Origin of the sequence: Buchananella hordeovulneris, assembly GCF_001907235.1 — a bacterium.
In the GTDB taxonomy this organism is placed as follows: domain Bacteria; phylum Actinomycetota; class Actinomycetes; order Actinomycetales; family Actinomycetaceae; genus Buchananella; species Buchananella hordeovulneris.
On the sequence record NZ_MQVS01000016.1, the window covers coordinates 1 to 16,941 of the forward strand.

Genomic DNA, 16,941 nt, shown 5'->3' on the forward strand with positions numbered 1-16,941 from the left:
CCGGGCCACCCGGCAACACCCCACCACGCAGGCCCGAACCACCCGGAACCCCCGGCATGCTCGGGCCACCCGGCACACCCACACCAGGCAGGCCACCAGACCCACCAAAACCACCACCAGGGCCACGACCCCCACCGCCGCCACCGCTGAAGTCACCGGGGCCGCGGGGCGCACCACTATCCGCTGGCGGACCGTACAAGACATCGTTGCTGGAGGCCGCGCCGTCTAAGCCGTCTTGCAAGTCGGTGACTGCTCCACTGACCTGCCGCAAGGCCGTATTCATGGTGTTTAGGGTTTTCTCGGCCAGGGCGTCGCGTTGGGCCTCCCGGTCGGCGGCGATGGCTTCGGCCAGCTCGGGGCCGGACATCATCTCCCCGTTCTTATAGGCAACCTTCACCTGCCCCAAGCTCTCCTTCTCCGCCGGCGTCATCAACTCCGGCGACAACTGCGCAAACTCACCCCGCGCCGCCTCAAAGGATTCCACCGCCTGCACATATCGAGAATTGGCCTGCGAAGCATGCTCGGCCTGGACTTCCAGTAGCCGGAACATCCGCTCCGCCCACCGCGCCAGCTCCGACGCGGTCTGCCCGACCATGCCCGTGGTCTGCCAAAACTTCTCTAGCGACACCTTGTATTCCGCAATGGTGTCGAACATTAACTCCGCCGCCTCCGGCTCGTACGCCACCGGCAGCTCCGCCACCACGCCCAAACGCCCATAAGCACCCACAATAACCCCCCTTTAAAAATAGATACTAACAACGAGGAAAACCACTATTCCATCCGCACATTCGGCGGCAACGATATACCCAACATATCAGTTGGAACATCGTCCGGAGCAAACCCTCCCTTTTCCGACTTCTTTGCTATATCACTCACGATATCTTTCACAACCATTTCCAGCTCCTCTTCATTATTTTGGAAGCGACGAAGCGCGGCCTGGAGACGGGAAGTGAATTCATTAAGCTCGGCAATATCGCCTTTGAGGTGAGTGACGAACCTGTCAAGAAAATCACGGTAGGCCAGCCGAAAGGCAATCGCGCCCGGTTCGGTGCCCCACCTCTCCACCGTCTGCCGATCGGCCCACGCCTCTGTGGCAGCGATGGAGGCCTCCAGCGATGCGGTGCCTTCGCCGTGCAGCTGGGCGCACTGCCGCTGGGCCAACTCGTAGTCGACAGACAGGTCTTCCTCGTTCATCGCTTCCTCACAAAGACTCAACGGAGACAATCTGTGTCGTAGATTACGCCAAGTCCCTGCGCCGCAACAGCCAATCCGCCGCTCTCGGGGCGGGAGCAGGGCGCCAGACCCCGCACCAACCCCGCGGACCGTGTGGCATCATGCTGCACATCACAATTCACACCCGAGGAGTATGTGATGGAACTACGCCAAGTCGGTGGCCTGACACTACTGGCCAGCCTCCTCTTCGGGCTGGGGGCCTGCACCAGCGGCCCTCATCCGACCGCCAGCCCGACGGCCCCCGCCACACCTTCGGCCACCACCACCGCCAGCGCCAAGCCGTCGCCCACCCCGCCACCAACGCCCACCCCCACACGAGAAGCCCTCGGCCCCGAAGGCACCGTCATCGCCAAGGACGGAAAAATCTGGTTGGCGTGCAAAGACGGCAACTACACCATCGACATCCCCGAAAACTACGACCCGGTTACCTTCAACGGTGAAGAAGGACAGGAGACAATTCTACAATCCGGCATAGCTGTAGATACCGATGTCACCTTCACTCCTCGACTGGGATTACGAAAAGTACCTACTCGCGACGAAACTATAATGAACCTATCAACCTCCCTGGTGTTACCATGGGAAATGCGCGATGACCTTACCGACTTCGGAGGAAACCCCGCCACCACTGTCCATTTTCATAAGATTGACACCTCGGATGAGCCCGACCCCAACTACGACGGCACTCTGCTGTCCGTGTTCACCGACATCGGTGACACCCGTTGGGTACTCGACTTTAGCGCATCTACCCGTAAGGAAGCCGAAGACCTCTTCCACAACACTGCCTCCACCCTCAAAAAACAGTAGGAACGACTCGCGCGCTCCGGGCCAGGCCCGTACGGCACACCCATTCAGAAAGTCAGAGTAAGTAGAACCCCATGCACAGACAGACCACAATCGGCGCAACCCTCTTGCTAACCCTGCTAGCCTCACTCGGAGCCTGCGCCAGTCAGCCTCACCCGACTGCCAGCCCCACAGCCCCCACCACACCTTCAGCCACCCTCAGCGTCACCGCCACGCCATCGCCCACCCCGACGCCAACCCCCATCCAAGAATCCATCGGCCCTGACGGCACCGTCATCGCCAAAGACGGCAAACTCTGGTTCGCATGCAAAAACGGTATCTACACCATCGATATACCCGAAGGCTTCTCCCCCGAAGAGCGACAGGAAGGCGGCAAAAAGAACACACTCGCCCAATCCGCCTCAGACCCCGAAACCGAAATTGAACTCATTCCACGGTTGGACCTACTAGAAGTTCCTTCCCCTGAGGAAATGCGGGGGTACCTTTCCACCTCCCTGGTGCTTCCGTGGGAAATTCGAGATGACCTCACGGATTTCGCTGGACACCCGGCCACTACCGTGCATTTTAGCAGAATCTCTACATCTCCTGAGCCTGATCCCAACTTTGATGGAACTATACTCTCTATGCACACCACCATAGGCGACACTTACTGGATACTTAACTTCACTGGTACCACCCGCGAGGAAGCCGAAGCCCTCCTCCACCAAGCCGCCAAAACCCTGAAAGCCGTTCAAGAGTGGTAGAACCCTACTTACTCACAGAGAATTTCTCGTAAGACCAGTAAAGTCATTTCTCCCCGCTCCAGCGCCCCAGCCCGGAAAGCAGCCGATCATTGTCGGTCCGCTGCCCCACGCTGACGCGTACGCCTTCCGGGAAGGCACGCACTAGCACTCCTGCGGCTGCGCAGCGCGCTGTCACCAGCTGCGGCGGGTGGTCGGCGGCGGCGAACCAGAAGAAGTTGGCGCGGCTGTCGCCGATGTGCCAGCCGTGGGACCGCAGCTCCGCGACCACCCTTTCCCTCTCCGCCACGATCTGCGTCACCTGGCGGCGGCGGCGTTCACCCTCCCCCAACGCCGCCAGGGCCGCCGCCTGCCCCAAGGCGTTGACCCCAAATGGGGTGGCGGTGGCTTGCACGGCCGCAGCCAGGTGGCGACCAGCCACCGCGTAGCCGACCCGCAATCCCGCTAATGCGTAGGCCTTGGAGAACGTGCGCAGCACCAGCAGGTTGGGGTGGCGCCGCAGCAGTTCCACCCCGTCGGCCACTGGCCCGTCCACCTGCGCGAAATCTCGGTACGCCTCGTCTAATACCACCAGCACCTCGCGCGGCACCCCGGCCAAGAGTTCTGCCAGTTCCGCCTCACTCACGACGGTGCCTGTCGGGTTGTTGGGAGAGCACACGAGCACCGCGCGGGTCCGGTCAGTGATGGCGGCGAGCAGCCCGGCGATGTCGTGCCGGTGCTCGCTGGTCAACGGCACCTGCACCGGACGCGCTCCCGCCACCACGGCGGCGATTGGGTAGGCCTCGAACGAGCGCCACGGCATCACCACCTCGTCGCCCGCCTCGCAGACGGCCGCCAACACGTGGGACAGCACCGCCACCGAGCCGTTGCCTGCCACGAGCTGGTCCGCCTCCACACCCAACTCGTTTGCTAAAGCCAGGCGCAGCGGCAGGGCCGTCATGTCTGGGTAGCGGTGCACCTCCTCGGCGGCCCGCGCCACGGCCTCCACTACCGCTGCCGACGGCGGGAACGGGTTTTCATTGCTCGACAGTTTCACTTCGTACCCACGCGGGCGAGCTCCCGGCACGTAGGCGGGCAGAGAGGTGAGGGCAGGGCGCAGGCGCGGGTGACTGGTCATGGTCTCAGCCTAGGCAGAGGCCTACCTGGGCGTGCATCTGGGCCACAATATGCAACATGAGTTTTCTTGCCCGCGTTATCGCCAACGGGGTGGGCCTATGGGTTGCCTCCCTGCTGGTGCCCGGCTTCTTCGTGGCACAGCAAAGTGAACTGCCCGCCCAGATAGTCACCTACGGCTTGATTTCCTTGGTGTTGTCAGCACTGCACGTGCTGGTCCGGCCCATCATCGCTTTCTTCAGCCTGCCGCTCTACATTTTGACGTTTGGGCTGTTCGCCCTGATCGTCAACACTGCGATGTTGGCCCTGACGGCGAAGATCACGGCCGGGCAATCCTTCCAGCTGACGCTCACTGGATTCTGGGCGGCATTCTTTGGGGCGCTCGTGGTGGCTATCGCCGCCAGCATCGTCAACACGATCATTGGCCCACGCAGGCACTAGTTCGGCACCCGTTGGGAGCTGAACAGCAGTAGCCGGGATTTACCTGGTTGGCCTTGCGCGACTCGCAGCTTGTCGCGAGCCGCCGCGAAGTGGGGATCGTCGTAGCGGTCTGCCAGCCGCCCCACCTGTTCATAAGTTTGCAGACTGTGGGGGCTGTGGCCGGGGCTGCCTGCCGGGGCGAAGCGGCGATCTGCTGCGTGCACTACGTAGCCGGCGGGGGCGACCATGTCGAGACTGGGCACGGGATCGTCAGCGGCCTGCAGGTGAATCTGGTTTGTCTCCGCCGGGGGCTGATACAGGCCGCCCGCACCGCCAAAAGTCACCAGGTTGTCGACGCGAAATTGTCCGTTGCGGGCAGACAGCTGCGCCAGGCGGGAAGCCAAGATGCCGCCCTGCGAATGCGCCACTAGGGTCACCGGATCTGTTGGGCGAATGCCCGCCAGTTCCATCGCCTCGACCGTGGCACGATACGAATCGGACGGCAGCCCTGCCATGAGTTGTCCGTTGCTCAAGCCGTCTGCCGGGTTGGTGGTGGCAAAGCCCCAGTCGCGGGTGCCAGGAATGATGACGGTATATGTTTTTTGCCCGTCCACCGTGATGTTCTCGTAGATCGCGATAATTAGCGACTGGTTGCTGTCACTCAAACGTGCTGCCTTGTCTACCTCAGCCGCCATCTGTGCCAAGGTGGCCGGGGCGCTGTGATTCTCTGTTACGAACGGCACTCGGGTAGCAGGCTGACCGGGCAGCAGTCCGAGCGGTCCAGCGGTAACAGCTTGGGTCCGCAGGTGGTAGCCATGGGGGAAGTGTTGACGTTGCCGCTGCTGGTAGTACTGCGCCATGGCGAAGCCCAGACGGCGCACGGCCTCGCCTCGCACGAGCCACGCCCGCGGATCGGCGGCCACCTGGGAGTGCAGCATTCTGCTTTCGGTTTCGGTTGGCAATAGGGTGGCAAGTCCCTGCAGGTCGGGGTCTTTACGCCATCTTCCCGCTGCGGTGAGAAAACTTTTCGCCACCCCGATTTCTGTGGCGACGGCGGGCAGAAAGGCGGCGGCCAGTTGGGCCGCCCCGAGCCCCAGTCCTTCTACCTGCCCGCCCGTGAAGTCGGTGCCACCCAATGCCTGATGGTAGGCCCAGGCGAAAAAGTTTCCAGGCGCGGTGCCAGCCAACAGCCAGCTGTTGCCTATCTCTGCGTTCGCGAGGAGTCCGAGGGCATCGGCACAACCTTGGCGCAGCTCGCTGGCTTGGCCGACGGCTTGCCCGGTTGCCCGCTGGAGGTCTGCTAGCGCCTCCCACACGACCACCAAGGCACCCGCGACCTGGGGATCGGCTGCCAAGGCCGGGCTAATGGCGGCCCATTCCAGTTCGGTCGCGTAGTCGGTGCAGCAGTTGGCTAGTTCTCGCAGACCATGCTCGGCGCTTTCCATCTGGCTAAGAGCGTCACTGAACACGTCGGAATCGAAACGCAGGCTATCTCCGCCGGTGACCAAGACCAGACCGTAGCGATCGCCCTCGGCGGCCCCACCGTCGGGAGCGGGGACGGGTGACGGCATGCCGCTGGGCTCGCGCATCTCAACCCCCTAACTCGGTTTTGGCCACCGCTAAGGCCTGCTGCAGCTGCCAGGTGGCGGACCGCAGGTTTTCCACCTGGGGCTCCACCTGGCAGGCCAAGAGATAGGCACCCGCCCATTGGGCGTCGAAGGCCCGCCGGGGTGCACCTCCAAGCCCGGTGCGGGGTAGCCTTGCAGCCGCCTGGTAGGCCCCGAGCGTCTGCGTCAAGGCCCAGTCCATGCGGGAGACGATTTGTTCCAGGTACATTTTTCTCCCTCCATCGATGTCACGATACGAACGGGCGCGAAGCCTGCCGAAACAGCAACAACTGACCGGTGGATAACCGCTAGCCACACCACCTGTGGATCCCGATGCGCGCGAGGGCGGCTTCCTGGGACAATGCCTCCATGACCTCTCGCGCCGCTGCCCTGCCCCCCACCCGCGTCGATCTGAGTGCCGTCGTCCCCTCCCTGCCCTTGACTCCCCTTGACGGGCGGTATCGGGAGGTGGCCGCGCCACTGGTTGACCACTTATCGGAGGCCGCCCTCAATAGGGCACGTATCCACGTGGAGGTTGAGTGGCTCATTCATTTGACCGACGGAAGACACCTGCCGGGCGCACCGCAGCTGGCCGAGGCCGAGCGCGCCTATCTCCGCCACATCGTGACCGCCTTCGGGGCCGCCGAGATCGCCGAGCTGGCGGACGTCGAAGCGGAGACCCGCCACGACGTCAAGGCGGTGGAGTACTTCCTTAAGCGGCGACTGGCGAATGCCCCAGCCGCTTTGGGGGCAGAAACCTGCCTGCCGTCCCTCCGGGAGGTGGTGCATATTTTCTGCACCTCGGAGGACATCAACAACCTGGCGTATGCGCTAACGATCCGCTCTGCGGTTGAGGAGGTGTGGCTACCTGCTGCCACCGCGATGACTGACGCGCTTGCTGGCCTCGCGCACGCCTACGCTGACACCCCGATGTTGGCCCGCACTCACGGGCAGCCTGCCACGCCGACGACGCTTGGGCGCGAGTTGGCGGTGTTGACGCACCGACTGCGGCGCCAGTTGGGACGGGTGGCGCACGCCGAGTACCTCGGCAAGATCAACGGCGCGACCGGCACGTACGGCGCGCACGTCATCTCGGTGCCGGGCAATGATTGGGACGCCATCGGCCGGGAGTTCGTGGAGAGCCTGGGGTTGACCTGGAACCCGCTCACCACCCAGATCGAAAGCCACGACTATCAAGCGGAGCTTTACAGCGACATCGCTCGTTTTAACCGGATTCTGCACAACCTGGCCACCGACGTGTGGACCTACATTTCGCTTGGCTACTTCGTGCAAAACCTGGCGGCGCAGGGTTCGACGGGCTCGTCGACGATGCCGCACAAGGTCAACCCCATCCGCTTCGAGAATGCCGAGGCTAACCTGGAGCTCTCGTGCGCGGTGCTCGACACCTTGGCAGCTACTTTGGTTACTTCACGCTTGCAGCGGGACCTGACTGATTCGACGACGCAGCGCAACATCGGAGTGGGTCTTGGGCACAGCCTGCTCGCCATCGACAATGTCACCCGTGGGTTGGCAGGCCTGGATGTCAACACTGAGCGCCTTGCTGCCGATCTGGATGACACGTGGGAGGTGTTAGGCGAGGCCGTACAGCAGGCGATGCGGGCGGCGGAGATCGCGGGGGCCACTGGCATGGCGAACCCATACGAGCGGCTAAAGGAGCTGACGCGGGGCCGCAAAGTTGATGCCGCTGCCATGCGGGACTTCATCGCGTCTCTGGGGATGCCCGACGACGTCGAGGCCCGCCTCTTGGCATTGACGCCCGCCACCTACACTGGTTTGGCGGGGGAGCTGGTGCGCCGCCACCTGGCGTAATGCCAGCTGCTCGAAGGCTGTGGGTTTAGCACTGCATCACAGGCAAGAAGAGTTAGTCTCAGCCGCCCCAGCTAGCCGCCTCATTCCATGCGCATGTTGGGAGGTAGTGTCCCGCTGAAGTTGTTCTTGGGAGCAGGAGTGGGACGGAACTTGCCGTCTGCAGACTTCACCTCAATCTCTGCCACGATTTCTCCGACCACTCTTTGCAGCTCTTCTTCGTTGTTTTCGAACCGGCGCAGGGCGGTCTGAATGCGGGAGGTGAACTCCTTAACCGGTGTGACATCATGCTGCACGTCACAACACCCGCCCGCGAGGACATCACCTCCCACCTAGCAGGCTCCGGCGGCCTCGAGCCCCAAGTACGCGACGACCTCACCGAATTCGTCGGCAGCCCCGCTATCACCATCCAATTCAAAAAACTACGCCCCTCCTGGGAAACCGACCCAGACTACGACGGCACCATCCTGACCACCTTTACCGAAATCGGCGACACCCGCTGGGTCGTCGGCGTCCGCGCCTCCACCCGTGCAGAAGCCGAAGCCCAGCGAGCCCAAATTGCCGCCACCATGAAAAACAGTGAGACCATTTGGGGATATTGTGTGGCGAGGCGACGGATTGGCCTAGTTGGATAGGTGGCTAAAGACGTCCATGTTTATGGACCGGGGCAAACCCCCAGCCCAAACCGGGACCTAGCACCACATCACCATCAACTACGCCGCTGACGGAAGCGTGACCCTGAGGACATGATGCATTCTTCCACTTGTTCGCCTCGGGCCCGGGTGGGACGAACAATACCCAGTCGCTAAGCCCGCCCGGCCACACTCGCACCGCCGCAATCCCAGCGATGGTTGAGCCACGCAAATACCCCAAAACTGGTGAATGAAGATAACCGATCCTGCCACCACTATGCCCTCAGTTCAGCGGACTCCCGCTGGGGTAGGGGGATTGATTGGGGTCCGGCATGGGTGGTTGGCGGGAGATTAGTTCTTGCTCCCAGGCGGTGCGCACATGCTCCGGCTTACCCTCGCCACCATAGGGGCGACAGCCGGAGGCATACGTGGCAATTAGGCTCCCGTCGGGAAATAGGGCGACATTTACGTATCCGCCGTCTTGGGTATTAAACCACTCGTAGTTGGTGTTCACCTCGTCAGCTTGCCGGTACTGGCGGTCAAATCCTAGCGGTTTAACTTGTTGCTCGTATATTTCTAGTAGCCTTTCCTCGGGGATCGCCTTGCCAAAAATCATTGGGCCAAAGAGACGGTAGCCAAAAATGGGGTAGCCGCACGAATTGAGCTCGGACTCAGCACTTCGAGGCAAGTAGACGTTAGCACCTTCTTTATCTAGGGTTTGCATGAACTCCACGAAGCGAGGCTCGATATCGGAGATGAATTCTTCCAAAGATTGGCGCTCTACGACGGGCAGTTCTCCATCCCCGTAGAACCTGGGATTGCCGTCTTCTCCCACCACCATACACCCACCCAAGGCAATCGTTGCGGCAAAAACGATTACGGCAAGCTTCTTGCGCATAACCTCGCTCCATTCGTGTCTCTCTTCGCGTGCGGGAGTGAAAGTGTGTCGCAGTGCCACCTTAAGCGGGCCAGCCGTCTTGGATGCCTACCTACCCGCTGTCTCTGCCTCGCTTGGGGTTGGCGATTCGCTGGGATCCTCAGTGGGCGGCTGGCGCGAGATTAGTTCTTGTTCCCAGGCGGTGCGCACATGCTCCGGCTTACCCTCGCCGCGGTAAGGGCGACAGCCGGAGGCATACCTAGCCACCAAATTACCGTTGGGAAACAGAGTAATACTTACGTATCCGCCGTCTTGAGCATTGAACCATTTGTAAGAGGTATTGACCTCATCAGAGCTATGGTACAAGTAGTCAAAGCTGAGCGGCTTAACCTGCTGCTCGTATATCGCTAATAATTTTTCTTCTGAGATTGCCTTGCCAAAGAGTATGGGGCCAAAGAGGCGGTAGCCATAAATGGGGGCGCCACAAGGTTCAAGCTCGGACTCATTGCTACGAGGCAGGTAGACGTTCGCGCCTGCGGTGTCGAGACTTTGCATAAACTCCACAAGACGGGGCTCGATATCGGAGATGAATTCTTCCAGGCGTTGGCGTTCTTCCACTGGCAGGGAGCCATCCCCGTACAATGACATCTGGTTAACCTCCTCCGGCGTACATCCCCCCAAAGCGACTATTGCGGCAAAAACGATTACGGCAAGCTTCTTGCGCATAACCTCGCTCCATTCGTGTCTCTCTTCGCGTACGGGAGTGAAAGTGTGTCGCAGTGCCACCTTAAGCGGGCCAGCCGTCTTGGATGCCTACCTACCCGCTGCCTCTGCTTCGCTTGGGGTTGGCGATTCGCTGGGGTCCGGCGTGGGCGGCTGGCGGGAGATTAGTTCTTGTTCCCAGGCGGTGCGTACGTGTTCGGGTTTGCCCTCGCCGCGGTAAGGGCGGCAGCCGGAGGCATACCTAGCTCCAAGATTACCGTTTGCACGCAAAATCACAGACACATAGCCACCATCACGAAGATTAAACCACTCGTAGTTAATGTTCACCTCATCAGCTCGCCGGTACTGACGGTCAAAGCCAAGCGGCTTAACCTGCTGCTCGTATATCGCCAATAGTTTTTCTTCTGAGATTGCCTTGCCGAAGAGCATGGGGCCAAAGAGGCGGTAGCCATAAATGGGGGCGCCACAAGATTCAAGCTCGGACTCATTGCTTCGAGGCAAATAGACGCTCGCACCTGCGGTGTCGAGGCTTTGCATAAACTCCACGATGCCCGGCTCCACATTGGAGACGAATTCTTCCAAAGGCTGGCGCTCCTCCACCGGCAGGGACCCATCCCCGTACAACGGCATCTGGTTAACCTCCTCCGGCGTGCATCCCCCCAAGGCAATCGTTGCGGCAAAAACAATTGCGGCAAGCTTCTTACGCATACCTTCCCTCCATTCTTCCGATTGTGTAATCATGTGCGTTGGAGGCTATTTCGCTCCGGCGACTATTTTTCCGAAGTCTTTCAGGGTGCCGGAGTCCGGGGCGAGGTAGACGGAGTGTCGCGCAAACGGGTTAGTAATAGACTCCCACCAGCCACGCTCGTCAGGCGCTTCGTTAGATAGGTGGGTAAAGCCGTCCATGCCCATCGGGTTGAGACCAAAGTCGGAGTCTGAACCGAGGCCTTGCACCGCATCACCGCCACGCACCCCACTGACCCAGGCATGGCCTTCGGGCACGTTGTACTGCTCCACGTTGTGTACCCCGGCCCCCGGCGACCCAAACAGCACCAGGTCATCGACCACTCCCGGCCGCACCCGCGCCGCCGCCATTCCCGTGGTAGTCGAACCATACGAATGCCCCAGCGCAGTCAGGTGCGGATCACCCGCCCCGCTGGCCTCCCGCGAGGCCTGAATCCCCTCCAAATAACTGCTCAGTTCGTCTGCCCCCCGATCAGCCAGGTGCGTCTCGCTGTACTCGGCAAAGCCACCTTCCTCCCCAAAACCCCGCGGTGCCTGATACCCCAACCACATCACCGTCGCCACCTCATCCTCCGGCACATCACCCTCGTAACTGGCGGTTTTTCGAAGGTCTCCCATGCTCTTTAAGTAGCCTTCCATACCGGCGACTTTCGAGCCGATGCCGGGGGTAAAGACCGCCACATGCTTGGCCCGGTCCACATCCCCCAGGGCGACAGCGGCCTTGACCCGTTCGCTGGAGGTATCCAGAGTCGTCAACGTCCGGCCCGCATCGTCCAACACGTAATCATTGAGGTAGCGCAGATCCTCGACTCGCTGCCGCACCCGCTCATACTCATCCTGGTGAGGGCTGAGCACGTACTTCGGATAATCCTGCCCCGTTGGTCCCGAGGTCTGGTCAACCAACTTCTCCAACTCGGCCAACCGCGCTTCCTCCGCCGCCAACAAATCTGGTACCCGCTGCTTATTGGCCCGAGAGCGCGAGGCCATATCGATGCCATCCAGATTCCCAATCAACTCCGGCCGCTCAGCTATCAACTTGTCCTTCTCGCCCTGACTCAAAGCCTTCCACCAAGCAGCCACCTGCACCTGCCCCCAATCCTGCCCCGGCAAATCCGGCAACCCCTGCGAATCACTCCGCCCCGTCTCTACCACCCGGTAAGTGCCCTGCGTGATCGCCCGCAACCGCGCCTGATAAGCCCGGTCAGCCTCGTCAGCCCGCCGCAACACCCCTGCCACCCGCTCAGCTAGCTCGGACATTGCCTTTTGCGTCCTGGCAATCTCAAAAGCCTTTGCCCGTCCATCCTCAGGGGAAAGCACCACTATCTTCTGAACGGGCTTCACCACACCGGCGTCATCGATATACAACTCGCTAACCCGCGCATACTGCTCACAGTCCAACATCTCTTGCTGCAGACCCCACACCGCGTCCGACATCTCGGAGGTCGCCAACATCACCTCACCGAGCTTTTCCACCAGCCCATAACCCTGCCCAGCCATCGACCCCAAACGCCCCCGCAAAGCATCGGCCGTCATCCCCTGCGACCGCAGCCGCCTGCCCTCCCCATCAATCAAATCACTGGCGTCATTAACCACCCGGCGGGCCACAATCAACTCATCAACCACCTCCTCCAACGCCTCACGATTCCACAACCGCAAGCTCCCCCACGAAACCATCACGCCACCTCCGCGTTTGCCCCAGCCAACAGGTTCAGGCCCTCCTGGGACAACTGCTCCAACTCTTCTTCTGTCTGCGCAAACGACACGCTGGCCCCCAGTGCTCCACCACGCACCTGGCCCAGCACAGTGGCCAGCTCATCACGCTCCCGCGTCAATTTTCCTCTCGCCCCCGCAAACTCCCCACCCCCCACTGAAGACGGCAAGGCCGCCACCACCCGACCGGCCAGATCCTCAATCTTCATCTGCCCCAACAACTCGATGGCCTGCCCCAAAGACTCCGCCACCTCCTCGTAGTCACCACCCACCACCGTCAGCTCAGCCACACTGCTCACCCTCTCCAAATATGAAGGAACAAACCGGCCCCACCTTAACCGCTTTCCCCCACCCAACACCCCGCTCTCGCGCCCCCAATCCGCCCCTAAACAACTAACCAAACCAAGCCCCACCCCGCCCATCAACCACGCACCCCCACGCCCAGCCCGCCGAGGCCACACCCCCACCACGAACCGCACCACCAGCGGCGCGCCACCCTGCCCGCCACCAGCCGTTACGATGACAGCAAGCACTTCTTCGACGAGGAATCCGATGCGCGCCATCCGTAAAACTCATGCCGGGCCCGGCCTGGAGTTGGTTGATATTCCGGAACCTTCCCCGGGACCAGGGGAGGTGAAGATCAGAGTTCTGCGGGCAGGCTTATGCGGCACTGACCTGCACCTCCAACAGTGGGACGATTGGGCGGCCAGCCAAGTGCAGGTACCGCAAACCATCGGACACGAGTTTTACGGCGAAGTCGTGGAACTGGGCCCTGACGTGGCCCAAGGGCCGGGCAACGACGGCGTAAACATCGGTGACCGGGTCTCGGTTGAGGGGCACGTGGTGTGCAACCGGTGCCGTAACTGCCGGGCAGGACGACGCCACATGTGCATCCGTTCCCTCGGCATCGGTGTCAATCGCGACGGAGCGTTCGCCGACTACGTGGTGGTGCCCGCCACCAATGTGTGGCGTCAACCAGCAGCTATTGACGCCGAACTGGGGGCGCTCTTTGACCCGCTAGGCAACGCCGTCCACACAGCATTCCAGCGCGATCTGGCAGGCGAGGACGTACTGATAACCGGGGCGGGGCCGATCGGGGTTATGGCCGCCGCCATCGCTCGCCACGCGGGGGCCCGCAACGTCGTCATCACCGATATCTCCCCCCTCCGCTTGGCTCTGGCATCGGGGGTGGGGGCCACCCGCGCCGTCAACGTGGCCACCGAGGACCTCGGCGACGTCATGCGGGAACTGGGGGTGCGGGAAGGCTTCGACGTGGGGCTAGAAATGTCCGGCATGCCCGCAGCTTTGAACCAAATGATTGATGCCTGCCGCCATGGCGCCACCATCTCACTACTCGGCCTGCCGCGGGAAGATTTCGCAATCAACTGGGGCAAGGTCATCACGCACATGCTCACCATCAAGGGCATTTACGGCCGGGAAATGTACGACACCTGGTACCGGGCCACCTTCATGATGGAGACCTCGGAACGGCTGCGGGAGGCGGTGCGCAGCGTCATCACGCACCGTTTCCCCCCAGAGCAGTTCGAGGAGGCCTTCGCGGCGGCCCGTTCAGGCCAGTGCGGCAAAGTCATTATCGATTTCACGCGTTAGGAGCGGGGTATGTACACGTGGGGCGCAGACATTAAGGCCGAACTGGCACAGATTGAGGATGCGGGCCTGACGAAGCACGAGCGGGAACTGACCAGCCCGCAGGGCGCGCACGTACACACCGCCACCGGCCCGGCGTTGAACTTCTGTGCCAACAACTATCTGGGTCTCGCCAACCACCCCGATGTGCTCGCCGCCGCGCATGCCGGGCTGGAGCGCTACGGCTTCGGCCTGAGCTCGGTGCGTTTCATCTGCGGCACGCAGGATCAACACCGGGCCTTGGAGCGGGAGATTGCTGCCTACGTGGGCAAAGAGGATGCCATCTTGTTCTCCTCCTGCTTCGACGCCAACGGCGGCCTGTTCGAGGTGCTGTTGACCGCGGACGACGCTGTGGTCTCCGATGCGCTCAACCACGCCTCCCTCATCGACGGGATCCGGTTGTGCAAAGCCAAACGCTTCCGCTACGCCAACGGCGACATGACCGCGTTGCGGGCCCAGTTGACCGCTGCCCGGGAGCAGGGGGCCCGCCGGATCCTGGTGGTCACCGACGGGGTGTTCTCCATGGACGGGCTGCTGGCACCCCTGCCGGAAATCTGCGACCTGGCTGAGGAGTTCGGGGCTGTCGTCGTGGTCGATGACTCCCACGCCACCGGCTTCGTCGGCCCGCGCGGTGCGGGCACCCCGGCAGCCCTCGGGGTCAGCGACCGGGTGGACATCGTTACCGGCACCCTCGGCAAGGCCCTCGGTGGCGCCAGCGGCGGCTTCATCGCGGGCCCGGCCGAAGTCGTGACCCTGTTGCGGCAGCGTGCCCGCCCCTACCTGTTCTCCAACACGCTGGCCCCCAGCGTGGTGGCCGGTTCCCGCGCCGCCTTGCGGCTGGCGGCTGACGCCGACGACGCCCGGGAGCGCCTGGCTCACAACGCCCAGCTTTTCCGCGAACTAATGACGCAGGAGGGGTTCACGCTGGTGCCGGGCGAGCACGCAATCACGCCCGTGATGTTCCCCGGGCCGGAGGGGGCCCGGCAGGCCGTGCAGATCGCGGAGGCGATGCTGCGACGCGGTGTGTATGTCGTGGCGTTCTCTTTCCCGGTGGTGCCGCGGGGACAGGCCCGGATCCGAGTGCAGCTGTCGGCCGCCCACACGCCGGACGACGTGCGGGCATGCGTGGCGGCGTTCGTGGCCGCCCGCGCGGAGGTTGCCTAGGTCTCAATCGGGGCGGGTGGACGCAGGGGTCCAGTTGTTCATGCCACTATGGCCCCATGTCGAGTAACCCAACTGTTGAGCCCCAATCCCCTGGCGGCGACAGGTCCCGGGCCACCGTGATCTCGCTGCTGGCGGTGATCGCCGTCCTGGCGGCTGTCATCGTGATCCTCCTGTTTGCCTTCCTGAAGAACAGCGGCAACCCGACGGCCGCCGAAACCGCGCTGAACGTTCCGTCGGCACCCGCGACGGTGCCGCCCGCCACCGGCGCCCCGGATGCGACGGCGGCCCCGGATGGTCAGGCCCCGAACCCCACCATGCCGGAGAAAGCCGAGTCTTTGGATAACCCGCAGGCTCTGGAGTTGGTACGCGCGCAGCCGCGCCGCCAGGAAGGCGACCCGATGGCGCTCGGCAAGGTCGACGCCCCCGTGGTGCTGATCGAATACGCCGACTTCGCCTGCCCCTACTGCACGAAGTGGGCCCAGGAGACCAAACCGCACCTGCTGCCGTTGGTAGAGGACGGCACGCTGCGCATCGAGTGGCACAACTTCCCGGTGCTCGGCCCGGAGTCGACCCTGGCGGCTCAGGGCTCGGTTGCGGCCGCGAACCAGAACAAGTTCTGGGAGTTCTACGATCACGTCTTCGGCAACGGTGACCCGACCGGGCACACCCACTTCTCGGTCGAGTCGCTGGTGGCCACGGCGGAGGCCATCGGGGTGCCGGACATCGAGAAGTTCAAGACAGATTTGGAAAGTGACGAGACGAAGTCCCGGGTGGAGGCCGACGTGGCGCACGCCCGCGACAAGCTGGCCGCCGCTTCCACCCCGCTGTTCATCATCAACGACACGGGGTTCCCGGGCGCGATGCCGACCGAGTTTTTCCTAAACACCATCCAGGACCAGCTCGCCCGAGTTAAGGGGCAGTAGCACTGTGGCGACGCTCCGGTGGGGCGGGGGTTGTTGCCCCGCCCCACCGGTTTTTGCTGCCAACACGGTCACAAATGCCTGCCCGAATCGCACAGAGTCCGTTAAGTTGGCGGCGTGACTTTTCTTGTGCCCCTCGCCGGTTCCACCTCTCCCGATGATCTGACAGGTATCGCCAAGTGGGCGGTGTCCATCATGGAAGCCCTCGGCGGTTTCGGGGCGGCGCTCCTGATTGCCTTGGAGAACCTCTTCCCGCCGCTGCCCAGCGAGGTCATCCTGCCGCTCGCCGGGTTCACAGCTTCCAAAGGTTCTTTGGGCCTGGTGGAGGTGCTGGTGTGGACGACGTCGGGCTCCGTCTTCGGGGCCCTGGCGCTGTATGCGATCGGGGCAGCCCTCGGCCGAGAACGCACTCGCGCCTTGCTGAACAAGTTGCCGCTGACGAACGTGGAGGACGTGGACCGGACGGAGGCCTGGTTCGACAAGTACGGCACCTACACGGTGTTCTTTGGGCGGATGGTACCGATCTTCCGGTCCTTGATCTCCATCCCGGCCGGGGTGACCCGCATGCCGATCCCCCGCTTCCTGGCGCTGACGGCGGTCGGTTCGCTGCTGTGGAACGCGGTTTTGGTGGGTGCCGGTTACCTGCTGGGCGAAAACTGGCACGTAGTCGAACAGTACGTGGGACTCTTGTCCAAGGTAGTGCTCGCTCTTATCGTGGTAGCACTCGCCGTGTGGGTCTTTCTGCGCGTGCGGTCCTCGCGAGTTGAGCGCGGCGAGTAAACG

General features: G+C 62.5%; 20 protein-coding genes. 9 read left to right on the plus strand and 11 right to left on the minus strand.

What is annotated here, in order from left to right; translation table 11 throughout:
• On the minus strand, positions 1–727 hold a 727-nt coding region (locus BSZ40_RS11740), incomplete at its 3' end, for a hypothetical protein (RefSeq protein WP_187343216.1).
• A gap of 44 nt (positions 728–771) precedes the next feature.
• The gene (locus BSZ40_RS10730; protein WP_073826272.1) at positions 772–1,194 is read right to left on the minus strand and encodes a hypothetical protein; all 423 of its coding nucleotides are present in this window, start codon (positions 1,192–1,194) and stop codon (positions 772–774) included.
• A gap of 177 nt (positions 1,195–1,371) precedes the next feature.
• On the opposite strand from BSZ40_RS10730, the gene BSZ40_RS11745 reads away from it, so the two are divergent.
• Both BSZ40_RS11745 and BSZ40_RS11750 read left to right on the plus strand, forming a co-directional pair.
• Entirely contained in the window at positions 1,372–2,037 is a 666-nt protein-coding gene (locus tag BSZ40_RS11745; RefSeq protein ID WP_143180964.1) for a hypothetical protein, read from the plus strand.
• Between the two features lie 71 nt (positions 2,038–2,108).
• On the plus strand, positions 2,109–2,777 hold the full coding sequence (locus BSZ40_RS11750; protein WP_143180965.1) for a hypothetical protein: 669 nt from the start codon (positions 2,109–2,111) through the stop codon (positions 2,775–2,777).
• 43 nt (positions 2,778–2,820) lie between these two features.
• On the opposite strand, the gene hisC is transcribed toward BSZ40_RS11750, so the two are convergent.
• A complete protein-coding gene (hisC, locus tag BSZ40_RS10740; protein ID WP_073826277.1) occupies positions 2,821–3,891 on the minus strand; it encodes a histidinol-phosphate transaminase in 1,071 nt (356 codons plus the stop codon).
• 56 nt (positions 3,892–3,947) lie between these two features.
• On the opposite strand from hisC, the gene BSZ40_RS10745 reads away from it, so the two are divergent.
• Complete coding sequence (locus BSZ40_RS10745; RefSeq protein WP_073826280.1) at positions 3,948–4,328, plus strand: phage holin family protein; 381 nt, start codon at positions 3,948–3,950, stop codon at positions 4,326–4,328.
• Here the strand turns inward: BSZ40_RS10745 and BSZ40_RS10750 are convergent.
• Together BSZ40_RS10750 and BSZ40_RS10755 are read right to left on the minus strand one after the other, a co-directional pair.
• On the minus strand, positions 4,325–5,896 hold the full coding sequence (locus BSZ40_RS10750; protein ID WP_073826283.1) for a lipase family protein: 1,572 nt from the start codon (positions 5,894–5,896) through the stop codon (positions 4,325–4,327). The two genes, BSZ40_RS10745 and BSZ40_RS10750, sit on opposite strands and share 4 nt — an antisense overlap.
• Position 5,897: 1 nt before the next feature.
• Positions 5,898–6,143, minus strand: coding sequence for a hypothetical protein (locus tag BSZ40_RS10755; protein ID WP_073826285.1), 246 nt, complete (start codon positions 6,141–6,143; stop codon positions 5,898–5,900).
• Between the two features lie 140 nt (positions 6,144–6,283).
• Here BSZ40_RS10755 and purB point away from each other — a divergent pair, with 140 nt between their 5' ends.
• Positions 6,284–7,744 (plus strand): adenylosuccinate lyase, encoded by a 1,461-nt coding sequence (gene purB, locus BSZ40_RS10760; RefSeq protein WP_073826288.1) that lies wholly within the window; start codon positions 6,284–6,286, stop codon positions 7,742–7,744.
• Between the two features lie 80 nt (positions 7,745–7,824).
• Here purB and BSZ40_RS11755 read toward each other — a convergent pair whose 3' ends face one another.
• Entirely contained in the window at positions 7,825–8,037 is a 213-nt protein-coding gene (locus BSZ40_RS11755) for a hypothetical protein (protein WP_143180966.1), read from the minus strand.
• Between BSZ40_RS11755 and BSZ40_RS10765 the strand changes: the two genes are divergently transcribed.
• Positions 8,029–8,376, plus strand: a complete 348-nt coding sequence (locus BSZ40_RS10765) for a hypothetical protein (RefSeq protein ID WP_073826291.1) — start codon at positions 8,029–8,031, stop codon at positions 8,374–8,376. The genes BSZ40_RS11755 and BSZ40_RS10765 overlap by 9 nt on opposite strands.
• Before the next feature lie 280 nt (positions 8,377–8,656).
• Here the strand turns inward: BSZ40_RS10765 and BSZ40_RS10770 are convergent, their stop codons facing one another.
• From BSZ40_RS10770 to BSZ40_RS10790, 5 genes are all read right to left on the minus strand, one after another.
• Positions 8,657–9,271 (minus strand): DUF4853 domain-containing protein, encoded by a 615-nt coding sequence (locus BSZ40_RS10770; protein WP_073826293.1) that lies wholly within the window; start codon positions 9,269–9,271, stop codon positions 8,657–8,659.
• An 87-nt stretch (positions 9,272–9,358) separates the two neighbouring features.
• Positions 9,359–9,976 carry a DUF4853 domain-containing protein gene (locus tag BSZ40_RS10775; protein ID WP_073826295.1) on the minus strand — a complete coding sequence of 206 codons (618 nt, stop codon included), beginning with the start codon at positions 9,974–9,976 and terminating at the stop codon, positions 9,359–9,361.
• An 87-nt stretch (positions 9,977–10,063) separates the two neighbouring features.
• A complete protein-coding gene (locus BSZ40_RS10780; protein WP_073826298.1) occupies positions 10,064–10,681 on the minus strand; it encodes a DUF4853 domain-containing protein in 618 nt (205 codons plus the stop codon).
• Positions 10,682–10,726: 45 nt separating this feature from the next.
• Entirely contained in the window at positions 10,727–12,391 is a 1,665-nt protein-coding gene (locus BSZ40_RS12445) for an alpha/beta hydrolase (protein ID WP_073826301.1), read from the minus strand.
• A complete protein-coding gene (locus tag BSZ40_RS10790; RefSeq protein WP_073826303.1) occupies positions 12,391–12,717 on the minus strand; it encodes a hypothetical protein in 327 nt (108 codons plus the stop codon). Before BSZ40_RS10790 ends, BSZ40_RS12445 begins: the two co-directional genes overlap by 1 nt.
• A gap of 262 nt (positions 12,718–12,979) precedes the next feature.
• On the opposite strand from BSZ40_RS10790, the gene tdh reads away from it, so the two are divergent.
• The 4 genes from tdh to BSZ40_RS10810 all read left to right on the plus strand — a co-directional run bounded on the left by tdh (position 12,980) and on the right by BSZ40_RS10810 (position 16,938).
• A complete protein-coding gene (tdh, locus tag BSZ40_RS10795) occupies positions 12,980–14,038 on the plus strand; it encodes an L-threonine 3-dehydrogenase (RefSeq protein ID WP_073826305.1) in 1,059 nt (352 codons plus the stop codon).
• A gap of 9 nt (positions 14,039–14,047) precedes the next feature.
• Positions 14,048–15,238 (plus strand): glycine C-acetyltransferase, encoded by a 1,191-nt coding sequence (locus BSZ40_RS10800; RefSeq protein WP_073826308.1) that lies wholly within the window; start codon positions 14,048–14,050, stop codon positions 15,236–15,238.
• Positions 15,239–15,294: 56 nt separating this feature from the next.
• Complete coding sequence (locus BSZ40_RS10805; RefSeq protein WP_073826309.1) at positions 15,295–16,161, plus strand: DsbA family protein; 867 nt, start codon at positions 15,295–15,297, stop codon at positions 16,159–16,161.
• Positions 16,162–16,275: 114 nt separating this feature from the next.
• Positions 16,276–16,938: a DedA family protein gene (locus BSZ40_RS10810; RefSeq protein WP_073826312.1), complete on the plus strand. Its 663-nt coding sequence runs from the start codon at positions 16,276–16,278 to the stop codon at positions 16,936–16,938.
• The last annotated feature ends 3 nt before the right edge of the window (positions 16,939–16,941 follow it).